Source organism: Corynebacterium sp. HMSC072A04 (assembly GCF_001809235.1).
GTDB classification, from domain to species: Bacteria; Actinomycetota; Actinomycetes; order Mycobacteriales; family Mycobacteriaceae; genus Corynebacterium; species Corynebacterium hiratae.
Window position 1 is genome coordinate 65,087 of the sequence record NZ_KV796728.1, and the last position, 18,586, is coordinate 83,672.

Below are 18,586 nucleotides of genomic sequence, written 5' to 3' on the forward strand. Positions count from 1 at the left end.
GCGTATTTACGCTGCTTAATGACGCTTTTCAAGAGACGCGTAACTGTCCAATTACGATCTCCTACGTTTATTCGGAGCATAACTACATGCCAACTTCTAACACCCCTCAGGTTGCGATCAACGACATCGGAACCGCAGAGGACTTCCTCGCAGCTGTCGACGCCACCATCAAGTACTTCAACGATGGTGACATCGTCGAGGGCACCGTGGTCAAGGTTGACCACGACGAGGTCCTGCTCGACATCGGTTACAAGACCGAAGGCGTCATCCCGTCCCGCGAGCTCTCCATCAAGCACGACGTCAACCCGGATGAGGTTGTCGAGGTCGGCGACGAGATCGACGCTCTTGTTCTCACCAAGGAGGACAAGGAAGGCCGTCTGATCCTGTCCAAGAAGCGCGCACAGTACGAGCGCGCTTGGGGCGCCGTCGAAGAGCTGCACGCCAAGGAAGAGCCGGTTACCGGTACCGTCATCGAGGTTGTCAAGGGTGGTCTCATCCTGGACATCGGCCTCCGTGGCTTCCTCCCGGCTTCCCTCGTTGAGATGCGCCGCGTTCGCGACCTGGAGCCGTACATCGGCCAGGAGCTCGAGGCCAAGATCATCGAGCTGGACAAGCAGCGCAACAACGTTGTCCTGTCCCGCCGCGCATACCTCGAGCAGACCCAGTCCGAGGTCCGCTCCGAGTTCCTGCACCAGCTGCAGAAGGGCCAGGTCCGCAAGGGCGTTGTCTCCTCCATCGTCAACTTCGGCGCCTTCGTCGATCTCGGCGGTGTCGACGGCCTGGTTCACGTTTCCGAGCTGTCCTGGAAGCACATCGACCACCCGTCCGAGGTTGTCACCGTGGGCGACGAGGTCACCGTCGAGGTCCTCGACGTTGACCTGGACCGCGAGCGCGTGTCCCTGTCCCTGAAGGCAACCCAGGAGGATCCGTGGCGCGTCTTCGCCCGCACTCACGCTGTGGGCCAGATCGTCCCGGGCAAGGTCACCAAGCTCGTTCCGTTCGGCGCCTTCGTTCGCGTCGAGGAGGGCATCGAGGGCCTCGTCCACATCTCCGAGCTGGCTCAGCGCCACGTGGAGGTTCCGGACCAGGTTGTCAACGTTGGCCAGGAAGTCATGGTCAAGGTCATCGACATCGACCTCGAGCGTCGCCGCATCTCCCTGTCCGTTAAGCAGGCAGACGAGGACTACACCGACGAGTTCGATCCGTCCAAGTACGGCATGGCTGACTCCTACGACGAGCAGGGCAACTACGTGTTCCCGGAGGGCTTCGACCCGGAGACCAACGAGTGGCTCGAGGGCTACGACGAGCAGCGCCAGGCTTGGGAGGCTCGCTACGCCGAGTCCGAGCGTCGCTTCAACCTGCACACCGCTCAGATCGAGCGCAACCGTGCTGCAGCCGCTGAGGCCGCCGAGTCCGCTGCCAACTCCAACTACTCTTCCGAGTCTCAGGATGCAGCTCCGGCATCCGATTCTCAGGCAGAGGTTGGCGGCTCCCTCGCATCCGACGAGCAGCTCGCTGCTCTTCGCGACAAGCTCGCTGGCAACTAAGGACATTGCTTCTTAGGAAAGGCCGTCTTTTCCCGCTGGGGGAGAGGCGGCCTTTCGCGTATCCTAAGCCGGTATGAAACTGATTGGACTTACCGGCGGAATCGGCAGCGGAAAATCCACCGTAGCGCAGCTCCTCGTGCAGGAAGGCTGGGTACTGGTCGATGCAGACCGCATCGCCCGTGACATCGTTGAGCCAGGCCAGCCGGCACTCACTGAGCTGGCGGAGGCCTTTGGGCAGGACATTCTGCTCCCCGATGGGAGCCTTGATCGCGGTCTCTTGGCCTCCCGCGCTTTTGCCAGCGCCGAGAAAACCGCTGTTCTCAACTCCATTACCCACCCGCGTATCCAGGAAGAAACCCAGGCACGCTTCGAGGCAGCGCGCCAAGGCGGTGCCGAGTTCGTGGTTTATGACATGCCGCTCCTCGTCGATAAAGGGCTCCACGGAGACATGGACGCCACCATCGTCGTCGACGTCGACGCAGAGGAGCGAGTACGCCGACTAGTCGAGTACCGCGGCCTGGAGGAAACCGATGCACGCCGCCGCATAGCCGCGCAGCTCCCCGACGATGTGCGCCGTGCCGCCGCCGACTTCGTCATTGATAACAACGGCCCCCGCGAAGCGCTCGATGGGCAGGTCGCGGGGGTCGTCGAGAAGCTGCGTGCACTCCTAGGCTCACCCGATAGCTAAGAATCTCTTTCTAACTATCGCGTTGCTACGACGTCTGAGACGGCGATGTGGTCATTGTTTTCCATGTCTTCACCCACAAAATCGAGGTCCGTGCGCATAAGCATGGTGTTGTAGTCGCGCCACGACGTTAGCGTGTAATACAGGTGCTGATCATCCTGGTTTGGCAGCACGAAGGGCGCGTAGGTGTCGTTGAGAGGTTCGCCGCTGACGACCTTTGTGGTCTCGGCGCTGACTAGCATGCGGCGTGGCGACCACGGTCCCTCCGGACTATCCGCAGTGCGCATGACGATGCCTTCACCTTCCACCCCGTACATGGTGACGAACTTGCCCAAGTACTGGTTGTAGGCGACGGAGAGCTCTGAGACCTTACCGTCAAGCACTTCGCTAGCTTGTGCGGGGTCCTTTACCCAGGAGCCATCAGAGTAGTAGCTGAAGGCACGTTCGTTGGGGAATTCCGACTTTGGTGCGCGCGATAGGTAAGCGGGGCCGCGGCGGCCGTTGCCCGTGGTGAAGCGGTAGACATAGTCCCCGTGCTCGATGTAGGCCGATTGCTGTAGTTTCTCAAAACCGGCGCGATAGTTGGCCCCGCCAGGGATGGGCGCGTTCGCACCGTGGCTAGCGTTGGTGCGTGTGGCCTCCGGAACCGCGCGCCACGTGACTCCGCCATCGGTGGACTTCACCGTCGCGGCATAGTTGGTGGACCAGCCTGTGTTCGGGTCGTGCCACGAGCGCACGGACATGTAGTCAACGTAATGCACGCCGTCAACAACGATGCCCGCGGTGGGGATCGTGGTGCGCTCACCGTTGGTATCGGCATCCCCAACCTTTTGTGAAGGAATGAACTCCTTTGCCCGGCCATTGTCGGACCAGCCGTCAGTAGTCAGTGCCTCCTCGAGACGTAGGCCGTCGCCATAATCGTGGTCCGTCGTGCGCAACAGGAGGTTAGAACGCCAACCATCGCCCTGGCCGACGCAGTCCATGGAGTCACCGAAGACGTAGTAGGAATGACCTGCGTCATCAGAGTAGGCGATGCCCAGATCGGTCCCGGAGATGCCAAACTTTTGATCCGTGCGGTTGGGTGAACCGGAACCGGTGATCAGCTGCATGATCTGGGTGGGCCCGCCAGTGATTTGGCGCTGGTTATAGTTGCTGCGCTGCCCATTCGCAGACTCTCCCGGCTTTCCCGAACGGGAGGAGCTGCCGAAGAGCGCATCGAGCCCACCGAGAGAGGATCCACCGGCTGGACCGGAAGCCTTCGGAGTGGAGGTAAAGCTACCAGACTTCGAGTAGGGCGTACACGGCGCGGCGAAGGCCGAGGGTGTCTGGGTTAGTACGGCGAGGGGGAGCAGCCCGGCAATCGTCAGGGTGCTGGCAAGGGAACGGAACTTCATGCCAGCCGATTCTAAAGGAAGGCGGGAACTTTTAAAGGATATGGCGGATAAAATTTACCTGCTGCTCTCATCCCGTTCATGTCTGCGGTTTATTCTCCCCCTTCATGGGAACCTGGGACGTTGGGCCTTTTGATAATCATGCCGCGTGCGAAGTGCTCGCGGATATTCGTGACGGTTCCTTCGACCTCGATGCATTCAAAAAGAGCTGCGTGGATTCGCCCATTGATATCGACGACGCCGAGATTGTCATCGCCTTGGGAGCGCTGGCCACGGCGCCGGCCGACAAGCTGCCTCCGGGGATCAGCGCTGACGCTGTCAAGGCGCTGCGCACACCGCAGACTCGGGCGTGGTTGCGCAAGCGGATCAACACGGCGATGGAGCCGGACAAATCCGCAATCTATGCGCTCTGGGAGACCACCGGTGAGCTCGAGCTGTGGCTGCGCACCACGCGTGCGGCGCTGCCCTAAGCCGCTGTCCTAGCCGGTTTCGTCCGCGCCGCGTTAGACTGGTCGGCATGGCTTTTGCTGCTGAACACCCTATCCTGCCGGTCTCTGAACACCGCCCAGTCGGCGAAGTTGAGCGCCGCTCGGCCGAGTTTCGTGTTGAGTCCGAGTACCAGCCCGCCGGTGACCAACCTGCGGCTATCGCGGAACTCAACGAACGCCTCAACCGCGGAGAGCGCGACGTGGTCCTCATGGGTGCCACGGGCACCGGTAAGTCAGCGACTGCTGCGTGGCTCATTGAACAGCAGCAACGCCCGACACTGGTGATGGCGCCGAATAAGACACTAGCAGCACAGCTGGCAAATGAGCTGCGCCAACTCCTTCCACACAACGCGGTGGAGTATTTCGTCTCCTATTACGACTACTATCAACCGGAGGCCTATATCGCGCAGACGGACACCTACATTGAGAAGGATTCTTCTATCAACGAGGATGTGGAACGCCTGCGCCACTCGGCAACGTCGGCCCTGCTCTCTCGCCGTGATGTCGTCGTCGTCTCCTCAGTGTCCTGCATCTATGGCCTAGGCACGCCGCAGTCCTACCTTGACCGCTCCGTCGTGCTCGAGGAGGGGGAGGAGATTGACCGCGATCGCTTCCTGCGCTTGCTAGTCGATATTCAGTATGAGCGCAATGACGTGGGCTTTACACGCGGAACCTTCCGCGTCAAGGGCGATACCGTGGATATTATCCCCGCCTACGAAGAGCGCGCGGTGCGCATCGAGTTCTTCGGCGATGACGTGGACGAGCTCTACTACATCCACCCCTTGACGGGCGACGTACTGGAGCGGGTCGATGAGGTGCGGATTTTTCCCGCGACCCACTACGTAGCAGGCCCAGAGCGTATGGCCCGTGCCATTGAGGACATCAAGGAGGAGCTCGCGGAGCGCCTCGCCGAGCTGGAGAACCGCGGCAAGTTGCTCGAAGCGCAGCGCCTGCGTATGCGTACCGAATACGATCTCGAGATGATTGAGCAGGTGGGCTTTTGCTCCGGCATTGAGAACTATTCGCGCCACGTTGATGGCCGCCCCGCCGGTTCCGCGCCGGCGACGCTCTTGGATTATTTCCCAGAGGACTTCCTCACCATCATCGATGAGTCTCACGTGACCGTCCCGCAGATCGGCGGCATGTTTGAGGGCGATATGGCGCGCAAGCGCAACCTCGTGGAGTTTGGCTTCCGTTTGCCTTCTGCCGTAGACAACCGGCCGTTGACCTTTGATGAGTTTGAGGAGCGCGTGGGCCAAACCGTCTACATGTCGGCCACACCGGGCGATTTCGAAATGACGGCCTCCGGCGGCGAGTTCGTGGAACAGGTCATTCGCCCCACCGGCCTTGTCGACCCGAAGGTGACGGTCAAGCCCACCAAGGGCCAGATTGATGATCTCATCGATGAGGTCCGCGCCCGCACCGCGAAGCAGGAGCGCGTCCTGGTCACGACCTTGACCAAACGCATGGCAGAGGACCTCACTGACTATCTGCTCGAACACGGCATCAAGGTGCGCTACCTCCACTCGGATATCGACACCCTGCAACGCGTGGAGCTGCTGCGGCAGCTGCGCTTGGGTGAGTTCGACGTTCTTGTGGGTATCAACCTGCTGCGTGAGGGCCTTGATCTTCCTGAGGTGTCACTCGTTGCCATCTTGGATGCTGACAAGGAAGGCTTCCTGCGCTCCACTACCTCGCTCATTCAGACGATTGGCCGCGCCGCCCGAAACGTCTCCGGTGAGGTCATTATGTATGCGGACAAGATTACGGACTCGATGCAGGAAGCCATCGAGGAGACCGAGCGCCGCCGTGAGAAACAGATTGCCTATAACAAGGAGCACGGCATCGACCCGCAGCCCCTGCGTAAGAAAATCGCCGACATTTTGGATCAGGTCTATGAAAACGCCGACGAGCAAGGGGAGGGCGCGGATCCCACGGCAATCGTCGACAAGCCAGATGTGTCCTCCATGGCAGCCGACGAGGTGCAGGCGCTTATCGACGACCTGACGACCCAAATGCGTGAGGCCGCCCGAGAACTCAAGTTCGAGTTGGCGGGGCGTCTGCGCGATGAGATCGCTGATCTGAAAAAGGAGCAACGCGGTCTTAAGGAGGCCGGGATCTAATGGCGCGCCCAGTGCTGAAATTTGCCAACTCAATGTGCGGGTAAAATCCGTCTCTGCGTAGAAGACCGTGTCATACTGTTAAGGATTAATCGCTACTTATAAGGAGAATCATGCTGAGCTACAACGTCATCGCCGTCGGAACCGATGGCTCTCAGACTTCCATGCGCGCTGTCCGTTCTGCCGCATCCATGGCGCGCGCCTATGACGCGACGCTGATTATCGTGTCCGCTTTCTACAACCACTCTGGTTCGATGCTTGGCGCCCCCAACTCAGAGGACGCCCGAGTACCGGTGGTGAGCGAAGAGATGTCGGAAAGCTTCCTCAACAATGCCGCGGAGATCGCGCACGGCGAGGGCGCGAAGCGCATTGAAATCATTGCTAAGTCCGGTGACCCTGTGAATTCACTCCTCGAGGTGGGCAAGGATTACGACGTCGATATGTTCGTCGTGGGCAACAAGGGAATTCACTCAGTGCGCGGTCGCGTGTTTGGTTCCGTAGCGACGGAGCTGACCCGCAAGGCCCACGCTGACGTCGTGGTGGTCAACACCACTGACTAGGGCAGCGCAACGCGTGCGTACTCTCGTGCGCGCTGATCGACGTGAATGCGCCAGCGTTGTTAGACTAGCTGGTGCGCAAAAGCTTTAAAGTTTTGTCAAGCGGTGGCCTCACGGTTGGGGCCCAGCGAAGAAAGGTCATCATGAGCGATTACAACAAGATCGTGGTCGGCACCGACGGTTCCAAGTCCTCCTTGCTCGCAGTGGAGCGCGCCGCCAAAATCGCCGCAGCCTTCGATGCCACCCTCATCATCGGTTGCGCCTACTACGAGAACCAGGAGCAGGCTTCCAAGACCCTGCGCCAGGATTCCGTAACGATTCTCGGTGATGAGAAGGCCCAGGCCAACCTCGCCTCCGGCAAGGAGCACGCAGAGAAGTTCGGCGTGACAAAGGTGGAGACTGCTGTGCGCCCGGGCACTCCGGTCCAGGCCCTGATGTCCATCGTCAACGACAACAAGGCAGACCTGCTCATCGTTGGTAACCGTGGAATCAACTCCCTGACCGGCCGCCTGCTTGGTTCGGTACCGGCGGATGTTGCACGTCAGTCCGACTGTGACGTCATGATTGTTCACACTGTGAGCTAGGACGTTAGTCGTCACGGCGCGCACGCTCCAGAGAAGTCCCTAGCATCGAGGAAGCCTCTGGGCCTGCGCGCCGTTTTGTTTTTAACGAGCTTTAGTCGCTCAATCGCAGCTCGCGGTAGGCGCGCGCAAGAGCATTGCCATCGGTCCCCTGAATGAGTGGGATGTCGAAGGACGTCTGCTCGTTGACCTTCACCAAGGGGGCCAGCGAACCGTGTGAGAGCAGCTGCTCTTGTGGGCTGAGGTTGCGGATTGCCACGGCCGCTACGTGGTTGGGGTGTTCCGCCGCCGCGTCGGCATAGGTCAGCGGATCGTGTTGACCGTCATCGCCGATGAGCAGCCAGCGTAGCTTGGGGAAAGCAATGAAAAGGTTGCGGAGCTGGACGCGCTTGTGCTCCTGCCCATTCCGGAAGAGGCCGGTGGGGGTAGGGCCCCAGTCTGTCAGCAGCAGGGGACCACGCGGGAAGCCCTTATCTGCCATGAAGTTAACCAAGGTGTCGTAGGTGTTCCACGCGCCGGTCGAGAGGTAGATGAAGGGGGTCTCGGGGTGCTGCTGCGCGATTTCCCGGTAGAACCTTGCCATGCCATCGACTGGGGTGCGCGTATTGGTGCGCTTGACCCACGAATTCCATGCTGCAATCATTGCGCGCGGAAGCCACGTCACCATGATGGTGTCGTCAATATCGCTGACCACGCCGAAGGTGGTGTCTTTGCTCACGATTAGTACTTCTGAGGTCACCTCATCCGCGCCCTTGGCACGGATGGTGACCTCGTGCCAGCCGGGCTCTAGGCCGTGGTTGTAGACGAGGATATCGATGTAGCCGTTGTCGTTCGTAGTGCCCGATACTGTCTTCCCACCAACGGTGACTTCCACCTCGTGGTGCGTGACTTGGATGGTGAAGAATTGGCGGTAGCCACGCTGCGCCCAGGTATCTGTCTCTTCAGCCGTTGGGTCATGCATGAGGACGCGGCCTAGAACATGGACGAATTCTTCATTGCCGTAGCCGGCATAGCCAGTGATGCTGGGCTGCCACCCTTTGCGTGCCGAGCGCTTGATCGAGAGGGAATTCGCAGTGAATTCGACTTTGCGGGCGATATCGGAAAGTGCCATGCGCTCCAGACTATCCGAAAACCTCCGCATAACGGCCGGTGATGGTCAAGGACTGCGTCGCACGCGTGAGCGCCACGTAGAGGTTGTGTAGACCCTGAGGGGAGGCCGCCACGATGTCATCTGGGTTGACCACCGTGACGTGGTCAAACTCGAGGCCTTTGATGTCTTCGGCATTGGCAGCCGTGATAACGGCGCGCAGCCGCCCGTCGTCATCCTGGTATGTTGTCGGATCCGCATCGGTGGCGTCCTCGCGCCAGACGACGTCCACACCATCTCGCACCGCGATGCTCGGAGTGGCCTCAGGGTTGATCTCTTCCAACAGCCGATTGGCTAATTCTGTGACCGGGCGCGGGGTGCGGTAGTTGACCGTCAACCCGTGCAGCCGGAAGCGCTCTCCGACAAAAGGCTCGAGCGTCTCGCCCCAGTCATCCACACCGGCGGGCGCTCCAGTCTGGGAGGTATCGCCGACGACCGTCATCCAGCGGGAAGGGCTGCGTCGGAAAATCATGCGCCACTCCATCGGGGTCAGCTCCTGGGCTTCATCGACGATGACGTGGCCGTAAGCCCACGTGTAGTCCTCGCGGGCACGTTGAGCGGTGGTGCGAGAATCCTGAACCTCGTGACGGCGAGCGAGGTGCTCAGCGTCGATGACGTCGTGGGCAGAGAGAATCTCCGCTTCGAACATGTCATCATCGTTGTCGGTGGAATCAGATGAGCTCAGAATATCGAGGGCATCTTCTGCCTCCGCGACCTGTTCGCGCCATTCTTTCTCCTCGGCGGCGCGCTCTGCTTCGGGGTCGGGCATGCCGATGAGGACTGCGAGCTCGTCGAGAAGCGCGGCGTCGGAGGCCGCCCAGGCCCTACCGTCGTCGCGGTAGAGGGCGGTGCGGGTTTCATCATCATAAGCGTTGGCCGCTGAATCGATTCGCCCGGTGCTGCTCAGGAGATCAGCGAGCACGTCGGTAGGCGTGAGGTGGGGCCAGAACTCGGAGATAAGCTCCTGGACCTTGAGCTCGTCTGCAAGATCGTCGTGTAGTTGGTCCACGTCCGCACGGGAGAGCAGGTTGGCACCTCCCAGCGGGTCAGAACCGATGCGTTCGGCCATCTGCTGCGCCAGAGACTCGATGAGGTGTTCCGCAAACGCGGCTTGGGCATCGTTGTGCGGCTTGCGTGAGCGCCGCGCGCGGGTACGCGCCGCCTTGACCATAGCTGGGGTGACGGTGAGCTCGAGCTGATCGATCTCCAGTGTTTGCGGCTGCTCCGGTAGGCGCTGATAATCCTTGACCGCGTTGCCGAGGATCTCCACCATGGCAGCGGAGCCCTTGATCTCGCGGGCGAGCAAGGACTCTGAGTGCGTGGCCTCGATGCCGGGGAAGAGGGAAGAAATGGTGGAGAGCACAACGCCGGTCTCACCAAGTTCCGGGAGCACTCGGGAAATGTATTCCAGGAAAGTGGAATTGGGGCCGACGATGAGCACGCCTGTGGCGGCTAGTTGTTCGCGGTAGGTGTAGAGCAGGTAGGCCACGCGGTGCAGCGCAACAGCGGTCTTGCCGGTTCCTGGTCCGCCTTCAACCACCATGACACCGCGCGTGTTGTCGCGGATGATCTCATCCTGCTCGCGCTGAATGGTTTCCACGATGGAGGGCATGTGCCCAGTGCGCGCGCGCTGCATCACGTGGTGGAGGGCGGACTCGCTTGCGACATCGCTGCTGTCAGCAGAGGACTCTCCCTCCAAGACCTCGTCGCTGATTCCAGTAACCGTGCGTCCGGTGGTCCGGATATGCCGGCGGACATGGACGCCTTCAGGGTGCGCTGTAGTGGCGAGGTAGAAGGGCCGCGCCATCGGGGCACGCCAATCCAAAAGAAGCGTGCGGTAGTCTTCCTCCCGGGCATCAAGTCCCATGCGGCCGATATAGCGGCGGTCTAGTCCCTCCGGGGTGGGGTTATCGCCGGGTGCATCGATGTCGATGCGCCCAAAAACTAAGCCGAGTTGGGCGACGTTGAGGCGATCCAATTTGGCCTGCAGGCCGTGGTACTCGGTCTCTCGCCGAACGAGTGCATCGGCATCCGGGGTATGCGGATCGACGGCAGCTTGCACCTCGTTCAAGCGCACATTGGCCGCTTGAACCTCGTTGTCCAAACGCTCGAAGAGGCCATCGACATATGCTTGCTCGCTAGCTATTTCCGCGCTCTGCTCGTTCGCGTGGGCGCCGGGTTTCCCGGTGTGAGTCGCGGGTGAAGATTCAGACACAAGGCTCCTTGGGTGCGTATGAAGGCTTCTCGTGGACAGACGGGAAGTAAAAGAGATAGGAAGAGTGGACAGGAAAAAGAACAACGGCCCAGCATACTAGCTGAGCCGTTGTTCTCTCCACCGCGGTGATTATCGCGGTGCGTTGCGGAGTTATCCGCAGCGTAGGACGGAGAGCTTAGAAGCGGTCACCGAACTTCTTGAAAGCCTTATCCAGCTTCTTGGAGGCTTCCTTCTGGAGCTTCTCGGCGCGCTTGCGAGCCTTCTTCTGGGCGCGCTTGCCATCAAGCGAGTCTGCCTTGGCTAGGGCCTCGTCAGCGCGGTCCTGTGCCTTGCCGGCTGCCTTGACGAGGCTCTTGCGGGCGGTCTCGGTGTTGTCACGGGCAGCGTCGAGCCAGTCATCCTTGTTGTCCTCAAAGAACTCGCGTGCAGTCTCAGCGGTATCCTCGACGAAGGAGCGAGCGGAGTCGATGAAGTCCCGGCCGGTGGACTCCCAGTCATCGCGGTTGTCCTCTACGTAGTCCTTGGCAGTCTCGAACCAGTCATTGGCCTTGGCCGTGACGTCGGAAGAAATCTCGTTTGCGCGGCTGGAGAAGTCCTCCGCAAACTTCTGCTGCTCGGACTTACCTGGCAGTGCCTGCTGGATCTTCTTGTTGGCACGCTCCGACGCCTTGGCGGCGCGCCAGCGTACGGAGGGCTTTCCTTCGGTGTCCTGCGTAACAATGGCCAGGGCACCAAGTAGGGCAGTGTTGGTGATGAAGCTGTTGCGCTGAGCTTCCTTGTCCTTTTGGGAATCCGCGGTCCAGAAAGCATTGCCGACCAGGTTAGGGACGTGCGTCAGCGCGAGCACTGCAGCCGAGGTGCGCGGAGCCTTGCCCAGCGCGAGGCTCGTGCCCGCAGCGGTCTTCGCGCCGCCGAGCGCGCGGGTAACGAGCTCTGGGTCATTGGGGATGTAGCCTGCATATTCGCGGGGCAGCACCTTGCGCAGGCGCTTAAGCACGGACTCGGTGTCCGCGACGTGCTCCGAGGTGTTGCGGAGCGTATCCACACCATCCCAGACAAACACGGAGGCCAGCATAGGACGGGCAAATTTACGAATCATGACGTGCTCCATTCGATAGATCTGTAAAGACGTTCGTCACACCATAGTACGCGCGTTAAATAACTGCTGCCGTGAGGGCAGCAGTTAACACGTAGCTACCAGCGGCGCTCCCACCATTCGTCCATGTGTGGGCGTTCTGCGCCGAGCGTGGTGGGGGCACCGTGCCCGGGGCGGACAATGGCTTCGTCCGGATAGACATCAAAGAGCCGCTGTGTGACATCCTTGTAGAGGCGTACGAAATCACCCTCTGAGGTGGTCTTGCCCACACCACCGGGGAAGAGGGAATCGCCGACGAAAAGGTTGGTCACCCCGTCGATGTCTGCTGCAATGGCTGCACCGCCCGGGGTGTGCCCGCGCAGGATGATGACCGGGAAGTCGTGGCCAGCGAAAGACAGCGTATCGCCGTGCTCCAGCTCCACGTCGACGGGCGCGGGCAAAGCAGGGGCGTCCAGGAAAGAGGAATAGTGAACGGCACCGGTTTCATTCAAGACTTCCTTGAGTGCACGTACGTGATCCCAGTGGCGGTGTGTGGTCAGCACCGCGGTGATCTTTACTCCGTGGTCGGCGGCCAAGGAGAGCAGTGCAGGGGCGTCAGCGGAGGCGTCGATAAGCAGCGCCTCGTCACCCGCGCACAGCAGATAGCAATTGTTGTCCATCTCGGACACGGAAATTTTCTGAAGCTTGAGGGCGTTGTTCATAAGTCCAACCATACGGGTACATTCTGATTGAGAACTCTCTGAACGCACATTCATTTGTGTAGGAAGGCAGCAACTAGTGGCTGATCGTTTGGTCGTACGTGGTGCGCGTGAGCACAACCTCAAGGGCGTGGATATCGATATTCCGCGCGATAACCTGGTGGTGTTTACCGGCCTATCGGGCTCAGGCAAGTCCTCACTCGCCTTTGACACCATCTTCGCCGAGGGCCAGCGGCGCTACGTGGAGTCTTTGAGCTCCTATGCGCGCATGTTCCTTGGCCAAATGGATAAGCCGGACGTCGAGTTCATCGACGGTCTATCCCCAGCGGTGTCCATTGACCAAAAGTCCACGAACCACAACCCCCGCTCGACGGTGGGAACCATCACCGAAATCTATGACTACCTGCGCTTGCTCTTCTCCCGCGCGGGCACTGCGCACTGTCCTGAGTGTGATGCCGTCATTGAGCGCCAAACCCCGCAGCAGATTGTTGATGAAGTCTTAAGTCACGAGGAGAAGCTGAAATTCCAGGTCCTCGCACCGGTCGTTCGTCGACGTAAGGGCGAGTTCGTTGACCTCTTTGCGGACCTCGCGGCCCAGGGTTACTCCCGTGTTCGGGTGGATGGGGAGCTTTACCAGCTCAGTGACCCGCCGAAGCTGAAGAAGCAGATCAAGCACGACATCGACGTCGTCGTGGACCGCCTGCAGGTCAAGTCGTCTCAAAAGCAGCGGCTTACGGATTCGGTTGAGACGGCACTACGGTTGGCAGATGGCCTGGTCACCCTTGATTTCGTTGACCGTGAAGAGCTCACCCACACGTATTCGGAGAAGGCTGCCTGCCCCAACGGGCACACCCTGACCATCGAGGAATACGAGCCGCGCGCCTTTTCTTTCAATGCTCCCTTTGGTTCCTGCCCGGTGTGCGATGGCTTGGGCACGCGCCTTGAAGTGGATGTGGATCTGTTGATCCCGGATCCGGATGCCCCGGCTGTCGAAGCCATCCAACCGTGGACGTCGAGCCCCAATGCGCGATATTTTGTCAAACTAGTCGAAGGTCTAGCGAAGGCCCTGGACTTTGATCCGCGCACCCCGGTTTCCGAGCTCACCGAGGAGCAGCGCCACGCCTTGATCTATGGCACAGATGTGGAAGTCAGTGTGCGCTACAAGAACCGCTATGGCCGCCAGCGCAACTGGTCAGCGCCGTTCGAGGGAGCTATCGGCTTCTTGGAGCGCAAGCTCGATCAGGCGGATTCCGAGTCGCAGAAGGACCGTCTCCTTCAGTACACCCGCCGTGTGCCGTGTAACGCTTGTGGCGGTACCCGCCTGAAGCCGGAAATCTTGGCGGTGCGTTTGGCCTCCACCGCGCATGGCGAGCAGTCCATCGCCGGCTTGACGGCACTGTCCATCGAGGAGGCGGCGGAGTTCCTCGACTCTCTCGTGTTGGGCCACCGCGAGGAGATCATTGCTGGTGCTGTGCTCAAGGAGATCCAGGCTCGCCTGCGCTTCCTTCTCGACGTCGGCCTGAACTACCTCACCCTTGACCGCGGCGCCTCCACGTTGTCCGGTGGCGAAGCACAGCGCATTCGCCTCGCAACCCAGATTGGCTCCGGCCTGGCGGGAGTCCTCTACGTGCTGGATGAGCCCTCCATTGGTCTGCACCAGCGCGATAACCAGCGCCTCATCGCCACGTTGAAGCGCCTGCGCGATATCGGAAACACCTTGATTGTGGTGGAACATGATGAGGACACCATCCGGGAGGCGGACTGGCTTGTCGACGTTGGACCGCGGGCCGGCGAATTCGGCGGAACGGTGGTCTATCAGGGCGAGCCCGCCGGCATCGAATCTGTGGAGGAGTCCCTGACGGGGCAGTATCTGTCAGGAAAGAAGAAGCTTGCGGTCCCGGATACGCGCCGTGAGATTGACCCTGAGCGCATGCTCAAGGTGGTCGGCGCGCGCGAGAATAATCTCAAGGGCATTGATGTAGAGATTCCGCTGGGCGTGCTCGTGTGTGTGACAGGCGTGTCCGGCTCCGGTAAATCCACCGTGGTCAACCAGATCTTGGCCAAGACCTTGGCCAACAAACTCAACCGTGCCCGCCAAGTACCCGGTCGCGCCAAGCGCGTTGAAGGCGTGGAACACCTAGACAAGCTGGTGCAGGTGGACCAGAGCCCTATCGGCCGCACCCCGCGCTCGAATCCGGCAACCTACACAGGGGTCTTCGACAAGATCCGTAATCTGTTCGCGGAAACCCAGGAGGCTAAGGTACGCGGTTACAAGCCGGGCCGGTTCTCCTTCAACGTCAAGGGCGGACGCTGTGAGGCGTGCCAGGGCGACGGCACCATAAAGATCGAGATGAACTTCCTGCCCGATGTTTATGTGCCGTGCGAGGTTTGTGACGGTGCCCGTTATAACCGCGAAACCCTGGAGGTCCTCTACAAGGGCAAAAACATCGCCGAGGTTCTCGACATGCCGATCTCGGAGGCAGCCGAGTTCTTTGAACCCATCACGTCGATCCACCGCTACCTCAACACCTTGGTGGAGGTGGGCCTGGGATATGTTCGCTTGGGTCAGGCCGCCACGACGCTTTCCGGTGGTGAGGCGCAGCGCGTGAAGCTGGCCTCCGAACTCCAAAAGCGCACGAATGGGCGCACGGTTTACATCCTGGACGAGCCAACCACCGGACTGCATTTCGAGGACATCCGAAAGCTCATGCTCGTCATTCAAGGCCTGGTTGATAAGGGCAACTCGGTGATCATCATCGAGCACAACCTCGACGTCATTAAGGCCGCCGATTGGATCGTGGACATGGGCCCGGAAGGCGGCTCGTGCGGCGGCACCGTCGTGGCCCAAGGCACGCCAGAAGACGTGGCGCAGGTGGAAGGCTCCTATACGGGAGGGTTCCTCAAGGAGCTGGTGTGATGTTGGGCCACAGAAGTACCCGCACGGCAGCACTAGCCATCAGCATTGCTGCGACAGCCACCATGACGGGGTGTTCCGGCCCAGCGGAAGACACATCGCCGCCGGCTCCCGAAGAATCATCAGGCGTGGAAGCACCCGCCAGCTATGACGTGCGCGCCGAATTACGCGATGTCGTCTCTGAAGTAGAGAAGGAGTTCAATGTCCGCGCCGGCGTGGCGGTGGCGGATAGGGAAGGGACTGTCAACGCCGGATTACGCGGTGAGGAGCCTGCGTGGTCGACGGTGAAGGTTCCTATCGCGATTGCCGCGCTGCGCGACGGCGCTAGCCCGGAGCTCGTCGACCTCGCGATTAAGGAATCCGACAATGATGCTGCCTACGCGTTGTGGTCCCACGTGCGATGGACTGAGGGCGATGCTGGGAGCGCAGTAACGGCGCTCTTGGAAGAGTATGGTTCGACCGGGGAGTTCGAGGAACCTTTTGGCTACTCCACGTGGCTGCTGGAAGACCAGGCAGAGTTTGGCGCACACTTACCGTGTATTCCGGAAGCAGAACAGGTCTATGACGCAATGGATGACATTGTGGAGTGGCAAGACAACGGATTGGACAAGCTCCCGAACACCCGCGCCAAGGGCGGGTGGGGACTATCCGAGTACGACGACGGTTATACCCACCGCCAAATTGGTGTGCGGGAAACCACCCCATCGGGCTCGAGTAAAGAGTCCACGGTGGGATTGGCCATTGAAGTCACTATGCCGGGTGAGTACGCCGAAGAAGCAATTCCTGCGCTCAACGTTCTTGCTGCTGGAGTGGACCGAGTCGTAACTGAGGCCTTGGAGGCTGGCGCGCTTAAACCGGTGGAGGGCTGCGCACCGCCCACGGCAACGCAGACTGCAGGAACGACATCGGCACGCCGATTTGGTTCCTGAAAAATCAGGTGTTAAAGTAGTGCGCACTACCGCCCGTAGCGCCTCCTCCAGGAGGTACTTGGGCCGCAAGCGGAGTTTCTCCCACCCGAAGCCGCGCCGGAAACTAGTTTCGCCGCAGGATAAAGGTTAAGAGTAGGCGCCATACATTGGCGCGTGCTTGAAAAGAAACTCCCGGATGCCTTTGGCACCGGGATTTATTCGTTTGTGGTCACGGTAGGCACACTACTAGCCCCCACAATCGAGGAGAACCACAATCAGCGCTGAAGCTCGCATTAATGAGCGCATCCGAGTACCCGAGGTCCGTCTTGTTGGCCCCGGTGGTGAACAGGTGGGCATTGTCCGTACAGACGATGCTCGCAAGCTTGCGTACGAAGCCGATCTTGACCTGGTCGAGGTTGCCCCGAACGCTAAGCCGCCCGTAGCCAAGATCATGGATTACGGCAAGTTTAAGTACGAACAGGCTCAGAAGGCCCGCGAGTCCCGTAAGAACCAGCAGCAAACCGTGGTGAAGGAGCAGAAGCTCCGTCCGAAGATTGATGATCACGATTACGAGACCAAAAAGGGCAACGTGGTGCGCTTCCTGGAGAAGGGCTCCAAGGTCAAGGTGACCATTATGTTCCGTGGCCGCGAGCAATCGCGTCCGGAGCTGGGTTTCCGCCTGCTGGAGCGTTTGGCTGACGATGTCGCAGAGGTCGGCGTCGTGGAGTCGCGCCCCAAGCAGGATGGTCGCAATATGACCATGGTCCTTGGGCCCGTCCGCAAAGGCAAGAAGTAGACCACGCTCCACTTAGGATTTAAGGATTTAATTCTCATGAAGCAGAAGACTCACAAGGGCACCGCCAAGCGCATCAAGGTGACCGGCTCCGGCAAGCTGCGTCGCGAGCAGGCTAACCGCCGCCACCTCTTGGAAGGCAAGCCTTCCAAGCGCACCCGTCGTCTGAAGGGCACCGAGGACGTCGCCAAGGCAGACACCAAGCGCGTCAAGCGCCTTCTCGGCCGCGCATAGTCAGCGCCGAAACTCCCATCCCCACACACTCACAATCAAGATAAGGAAGTATTACTGTGGCACGAGTAAAGCGCTCAGTTAACGCCAAGAAGAAGCGTCGCGCGATCCTGAAGTCCGCTAAGGGCTACCGCGGCCAGCGCTCCCGCCTCTACCGTAAGGCCAAGGAGCAGTGGCTGCACTCCATGACTTACGCTTACCGCGACCGTCGCGCCCGTAAGTCTGAATTCCGCAAGCTGTGGATCCAGCGCATCAATGCTGCCGCTCGTATGAACGACATCACCTACAACCGCCTCATCCACGGCCTGCGCCTGGCTGAGATCGAGGTCGACCGCAAGATTCTCGCTGAACTTGCCGTCAACGACTTCGAGGCTTTCTCCGCACTGTGCGAGGCCGCCAAGGCCGCACTGCCGGAGGACGTTAACGCACCGAAGGCTGCGTAAGCATCGAGCGTAGAAACGTCACGAACCCACCGCCCTCTTATGGAGGACCGGTGGGTTTCTTGTTGTGGGGAGTAGCACCCGCTAGGCCGGCGGGCGTACTGCTCCTCTTTGTGGTTTGTGTTACATTGCTCGTTGTTGTGTAAATCAAGGTAGTCGTTGGCTTCTGGGCCTGCCCTAGGGGCACATGGTGCGAAGGAGAGATAGTTATGACCAACCCGAATAGCGCGTATCAGCCCAATGGCGATGCTTATGGCGGTGGCTCTTATGGCGGACAGTCGCAGCAGTCGAACCCCTTCGGATCATCCAGTGATCAGTACGGTTACAGCTCGGCTCCGTATGGCGGTTCGCAGCAGTCCCAGAATCTGCCCGCACAGCAGGATGCATACCAGTCAAACTATGGCCAGCAGCCACACCCGGGCGGCGAGCAGAAGTCATGGTTGGTAGCGCTGCTCCTGTGCTTCTTCTTGGGCGAATTGGGGGTTCATAACTTCTATATTGGTCGCACGCAGCGCGGCATGTGGCAGTTGGGCCTTGCAATCGTAGGATTCGTTACCTCTTTTATCCTCATTGGCTTTATCCTCATCGGTGCCTTGGTGATCTGGAAGTGGGTCGAGCTCGTATTCATCGCCGGTGGTTTATCTGGCTTTGATAAGGACGCCGACGGAGTTCCGCTAAAGAAATAATGCCCACCCGTATCCGCGTAGATGACGTGGAGACCAACCGTCCCGCTACCCACTCAAACTTGCTGGGGGAGCGGGACTTTTCAATGTCT

At 60.1% G+C, this 18,586-nt stretch carries 17 protein-coding genes; 12 read left to right on the forward strand and 5 right to left on the reverse strand.

Translation table 11 applies throughout. The features are described 5' to 3' along the window. Positions 1-86 precede the first annotated feature (86 nt). Together rpsA and coaE are read left to right on the forward strand one after the other, a co-directional pair. Entirely contained in the window at positions 87-1,547 is a 1,461-nt protein-coding gene (gene rpsA / locus HMPREF2565_RS00975) for a 30S ribosomal protein S1 (RefSeq protein ID WP_010190105.1), read from the forward strand. Between the two features lie 73 nt (positions 1,548-1,620). After that, on the forward strand, positions 1,621-2,235 hold the full coding sequence (gene coaE / locus HMPREF2565_RS00980; protein ID WP_049154593.1) for a dephospho-CoA kinase: 615 nt from the start codon (positions 1,621-1,623) through the stop codon (positions 2,233-2,235). A 14-nt stretch (positions 2,236-2,249) separates the two neighbouring features. Here coaE and HMPREF2565_RS00985 read toward each other — a convergent pair whose 3' ends face one another. Next, a complete protein-coding gene (locus HMPREF2565_RS00985; RefSeq protein ID WP_049154594.1) occupies positions 2,250-3,626 on the reverse strand; it encodes a DUF4185 domain-containing protein in 1,377 nt (458 codons plus the stop codon). 104 nt (positions 3,627-3,730) lie between these two features. On the opposite strand from HMPREF2565_RS00985, the gene HMPREF2565_RS00990 reads away from it, so the two are divergent. The 4 genes from HMPREF2565_RS00990 to HMPREF2565_RS01005 all read left to right on the forward strand — a co-directional run bounded on the left by HMPREF2565_RS00990 (position 3,731) and on the right by HMPREF2565_RS01005 (position 7,372). After that, on the forward strand, positions 3,731-4,093 hold the full coding sequence (locus HMPREF2565_RS00990) for a DUF4259 domain-containing protein (protein ID WP_046648539.1): 363 nt from the start codon (positions 3,731-3,733) through the stop codon (positions 4,091-4,093). Positions 4,094-4,140: 47 nt separating this feature from the next. Then, on the forward strand, positions 4,141-6,234 hold the full coding sequence (gene uvrB, locus HMPREF2565_RS00995; protein WP_049154595.1) for an excinuclease ABC subunit UvrB: 2,094 nt from the start codon (positions 4,141-4,143) through the stop codon (positions 6,232-6,234). 110 nt (positions 6,235-6,344) lie between these two features. Further along, a complete protein-coding gene (locus HMPREF2565_RS01000; RefSeq protein ID WP_049154596.1) occupies positions 6,345-6,791 on the forward strand; it encodes a universal stress protein in 447 nt (148 codons plus the stop codon). Positions 6,792-6,931: 140 nt separating this feature from the next. Further along, the gene (locus HMPREF2565_RS01005) at positions 6,932-7,372 is read left to right on the forward strand and encodes a universal stress protein (RefSeq protein ID WP_071406734.1); all 441 of its coding nucleotides are present in this window, start codon (positions 6,932-6,934) and stop codon (positions 7,370-7,372) included. Between the two features lie 91 nt (positions 7,373-7,463). On the opposite strand, the gene HMPREF2565_RS01010 is transcribed toward HMPREF2565_RS01005, so the two are convergent. From HMPREF2565_RS01010 to HMPREF2565_RS01025, 4 genes are all read right to left on the reverse strand, one after another. Then, the gene (locus tag HMPREF2565_RS01010; RefSeq protein WP_049154598.1) at positions 7,464-8,480 is read right to left on the reverse strand and encodes an App1 family protein; all 1,017 of its coding nucleotides are present in this window, start codon (positions 8,478-8,480) and stop codon (positions 7,464-7,466) included. 10 nt (positions 8,481-8,490) lie between these two features. Continuing rightward, positions 8,491-10,731 (reverse strand): HelD family protein, encoded by a 2,241-nt coding sequence (locus HMPREF2565_RS01015; RefSeq protein ID WP_071406735.1) that lies wholly within the window; start codon positions 10,729-10,731, stop codon positions 8,491-8,493. Positions 10,732-10,906: 175 nt separating this feature from the next. Further along, on the reverse strand, positions 10,907-11,830 hold the full coding sequence (locus tag HMPREF2565_RS01020; RefSeq protein WP_071406736.1) for a DoxX family protein: 924 nt from the start codon (positions 11,828-11,830) through the stop codon (positions 10,907-10,909). A gap of 95 nt (positions 11,831-11,925) precedes the next feature. After that, the gene (locus HMPREF2565_RS01025; protein WP_070754018.1) at positions 11,926-12,528 is read right to left on the reverse strand and encodes an MBL fold metallo-hydrolase; all 603 of its coding nucleotides are present in this window, start codon (positions 12,526-12,528) and stop codon (positions 11,926-11,928) included. A 76-nt stretch (positions 12,529-12,604) separates the two neighbouring features. On the opposite strand from HMPREF2565_RS01025, the gene uvrA reads away from it, so the two are divergent. From uvrA to HMPREF2565_RS01055, 6 genes are all read left to right on the forward strand, one after another. After that, a complete protein-coding gene (gene uvrA, locus HMPREF2565_RS01030) occupies positions 12,605-15,442 on the forward strand; it encodes an excinuclease ABC subunit UvrA (RefSeq protein ID WP_070679800.1) in 2,838 nt (945 codons plus the stop codon). Further along, on the forward strand, positions 15,442-16,368 hold the full coding sequence (locus HMPREF2565_RS01035) for a serine hydrolase (RefSeq protein WP_158396629.1): 927 nt from the start codon (positions 15,442-15,444) through the stop codon (positions 16,366-16,368). Before uvrA ends, HMPREF2565_RS01035 begins: the two co-directional genes overlap by 1 nt. A gap of 253 nt (positions 16,369-16,621) precedes the next feature. Next, positions 16,622-17,143, forward strand: coding sequence for a translation initiation factor IF-3 (gene infC / locus HMPREF2565_RS01040; protein WP_080975058.1), 522 nt, complete (start codon positions 16,622-16,624; stop codon positions 17,141-17,143). A 36-nt stretch (positions 17,144-17,179) separates the two neighbouring features. Then, entirely contained in the window at positions 17,180-17,374 is a 195-nt protein-coding gene (gene rpmI, locus HMPREF2565_RS01045) for a 50S ribosomal protein L35 (protein ID WP_010190075.1), read from the forward strand. 56 nt (positions 17,375-17,430) lie between these two features. Further along, positions 17,431-17,814 (forward strand): 50S ribosomal protein L20, encoded by a 384-nt coding sequence (gene rplT / locus HMPREF2565_RS01050; RefSeq protein WP_005323264.1) that lies wholly within the window; start codon positions 17,431-17,433, stop codon positions 17,812-17,814. 206 nt (positions 17,815-18,020) lie between these two features. Next, positions 18,021-18,497 carry a TM2 domain-containing protein gene (locus HMPREF2565_RS01055; RefSeq protein ID WP_053089068.1) on the forward strand — a complete coding sequence of 159 codons (477 nt, stop codon included), beginning with the start codon at positions 18,021-18,023 and terminating at the stop codon, positions 18,495-18,497. The last annotated feature ends 89 nt before the right edge of the window (positions 18,498-18,586 follow it).

What these genes read in the sequence shown, in the direction of transcription:
- coaE (WP_049154593.1), top strand. Translation starts at nt 1,621, where the DNA reads ATGAAACTGATTGGACTTACCGGCGGAATCGGCAGCGGAAAATCCACC.
- rpsA (WP_010190105.1), top strand. Translation starts at nt 87, where the DNA reads ATGCCAACTTCTAACACCCCTCAGGTTGCGATCAACGACATCGGAACC.
- HMPREF2565_RS01025 (WP_070754018.1), bottom strand. Translation starts at nt 12,528, where the DNA reads ATGAACAACGCCCTCAAGCTTCAGAAAATTTCCGTGTCCGAGATGGAC.
- HMPREF2565_RS01010 (WP_049154598.1), bottom strand. Translation starts at nt 8,480, where the DNA reads ATGGCACTTTCCGATATCGCCCGCAAAGTCGAATTCACTGCGAATTCC.
- HMPREF2565_RS00985 (WP_049154594.1), bottom strand. Translation starts at nt 3,626, where the DNA reads ATGAAGTTCCGTTCCCTTGCCAGCACCCTGACGATTGCCGGGCTGCTC.
- uvrB (WP_049154595.1), top strand. Translation starts at nt 4,141, where the DNA reads ATGGCTTTTGCTGCTGAACACCCTATCCTGCCGGTCTCTGAACACCGC.
- HMPREF2565_RS01005 (WP_071406734.1), top strand. Translation starts at nt 6,932, where the DNA reads ATGAGCGATTACAACAAGATCGTGGTCGGCACCGACGGTTCCAAGTCC.
- HMPREF2565_RS01055 (WP_053089068.1), top strand. Translation starts at nt 18,021, where the DNA reads ATGACCAACCCGAATAGCGCGTATCAGCCCAATGGCGATGCTTATGGC.
- HMPREF2565_RS01035 (WP_158396629.1), top strand. Translation starts at nt 15,442, where the DNA reads ATGTTGGGCCACAGAAGTACCCGCACGGCAGCACTAGCCATCAGCATT.
- HMPREF2565_RS01000 (WP_049154596.1), top strand. Translation starts at nt 6,345, where the DNA reads ATGCTGAGCTACAACGTCATCGCCGTCGGAACCGATGGCTCTCAGACT.
- HMPREF2565_RS00990 (WP_046648539.1), top strand. Translation starts at nt 3,731, where the DNA reads ATGGGAACCTGGGACGTTGGGCCTTTTGATAATCATGCCGCGTGCGAA.
- HMPREF2565_RS01020 (WP_071406736.1), bottom strand. Translation starts at nt 11,830, where the DNA reads ATGATTCGTAAATTTGCCCGTCCTATGCTGGCCTCCGTGTTTGTCTGG.
- rpmI (WP_010190075.1), top strand. Translation starts at nt 17,180, where the DNA reads ATGAAGCAGAAGACTCACAAGGGCACCGCCAAGCGCATCAAGGTGACC.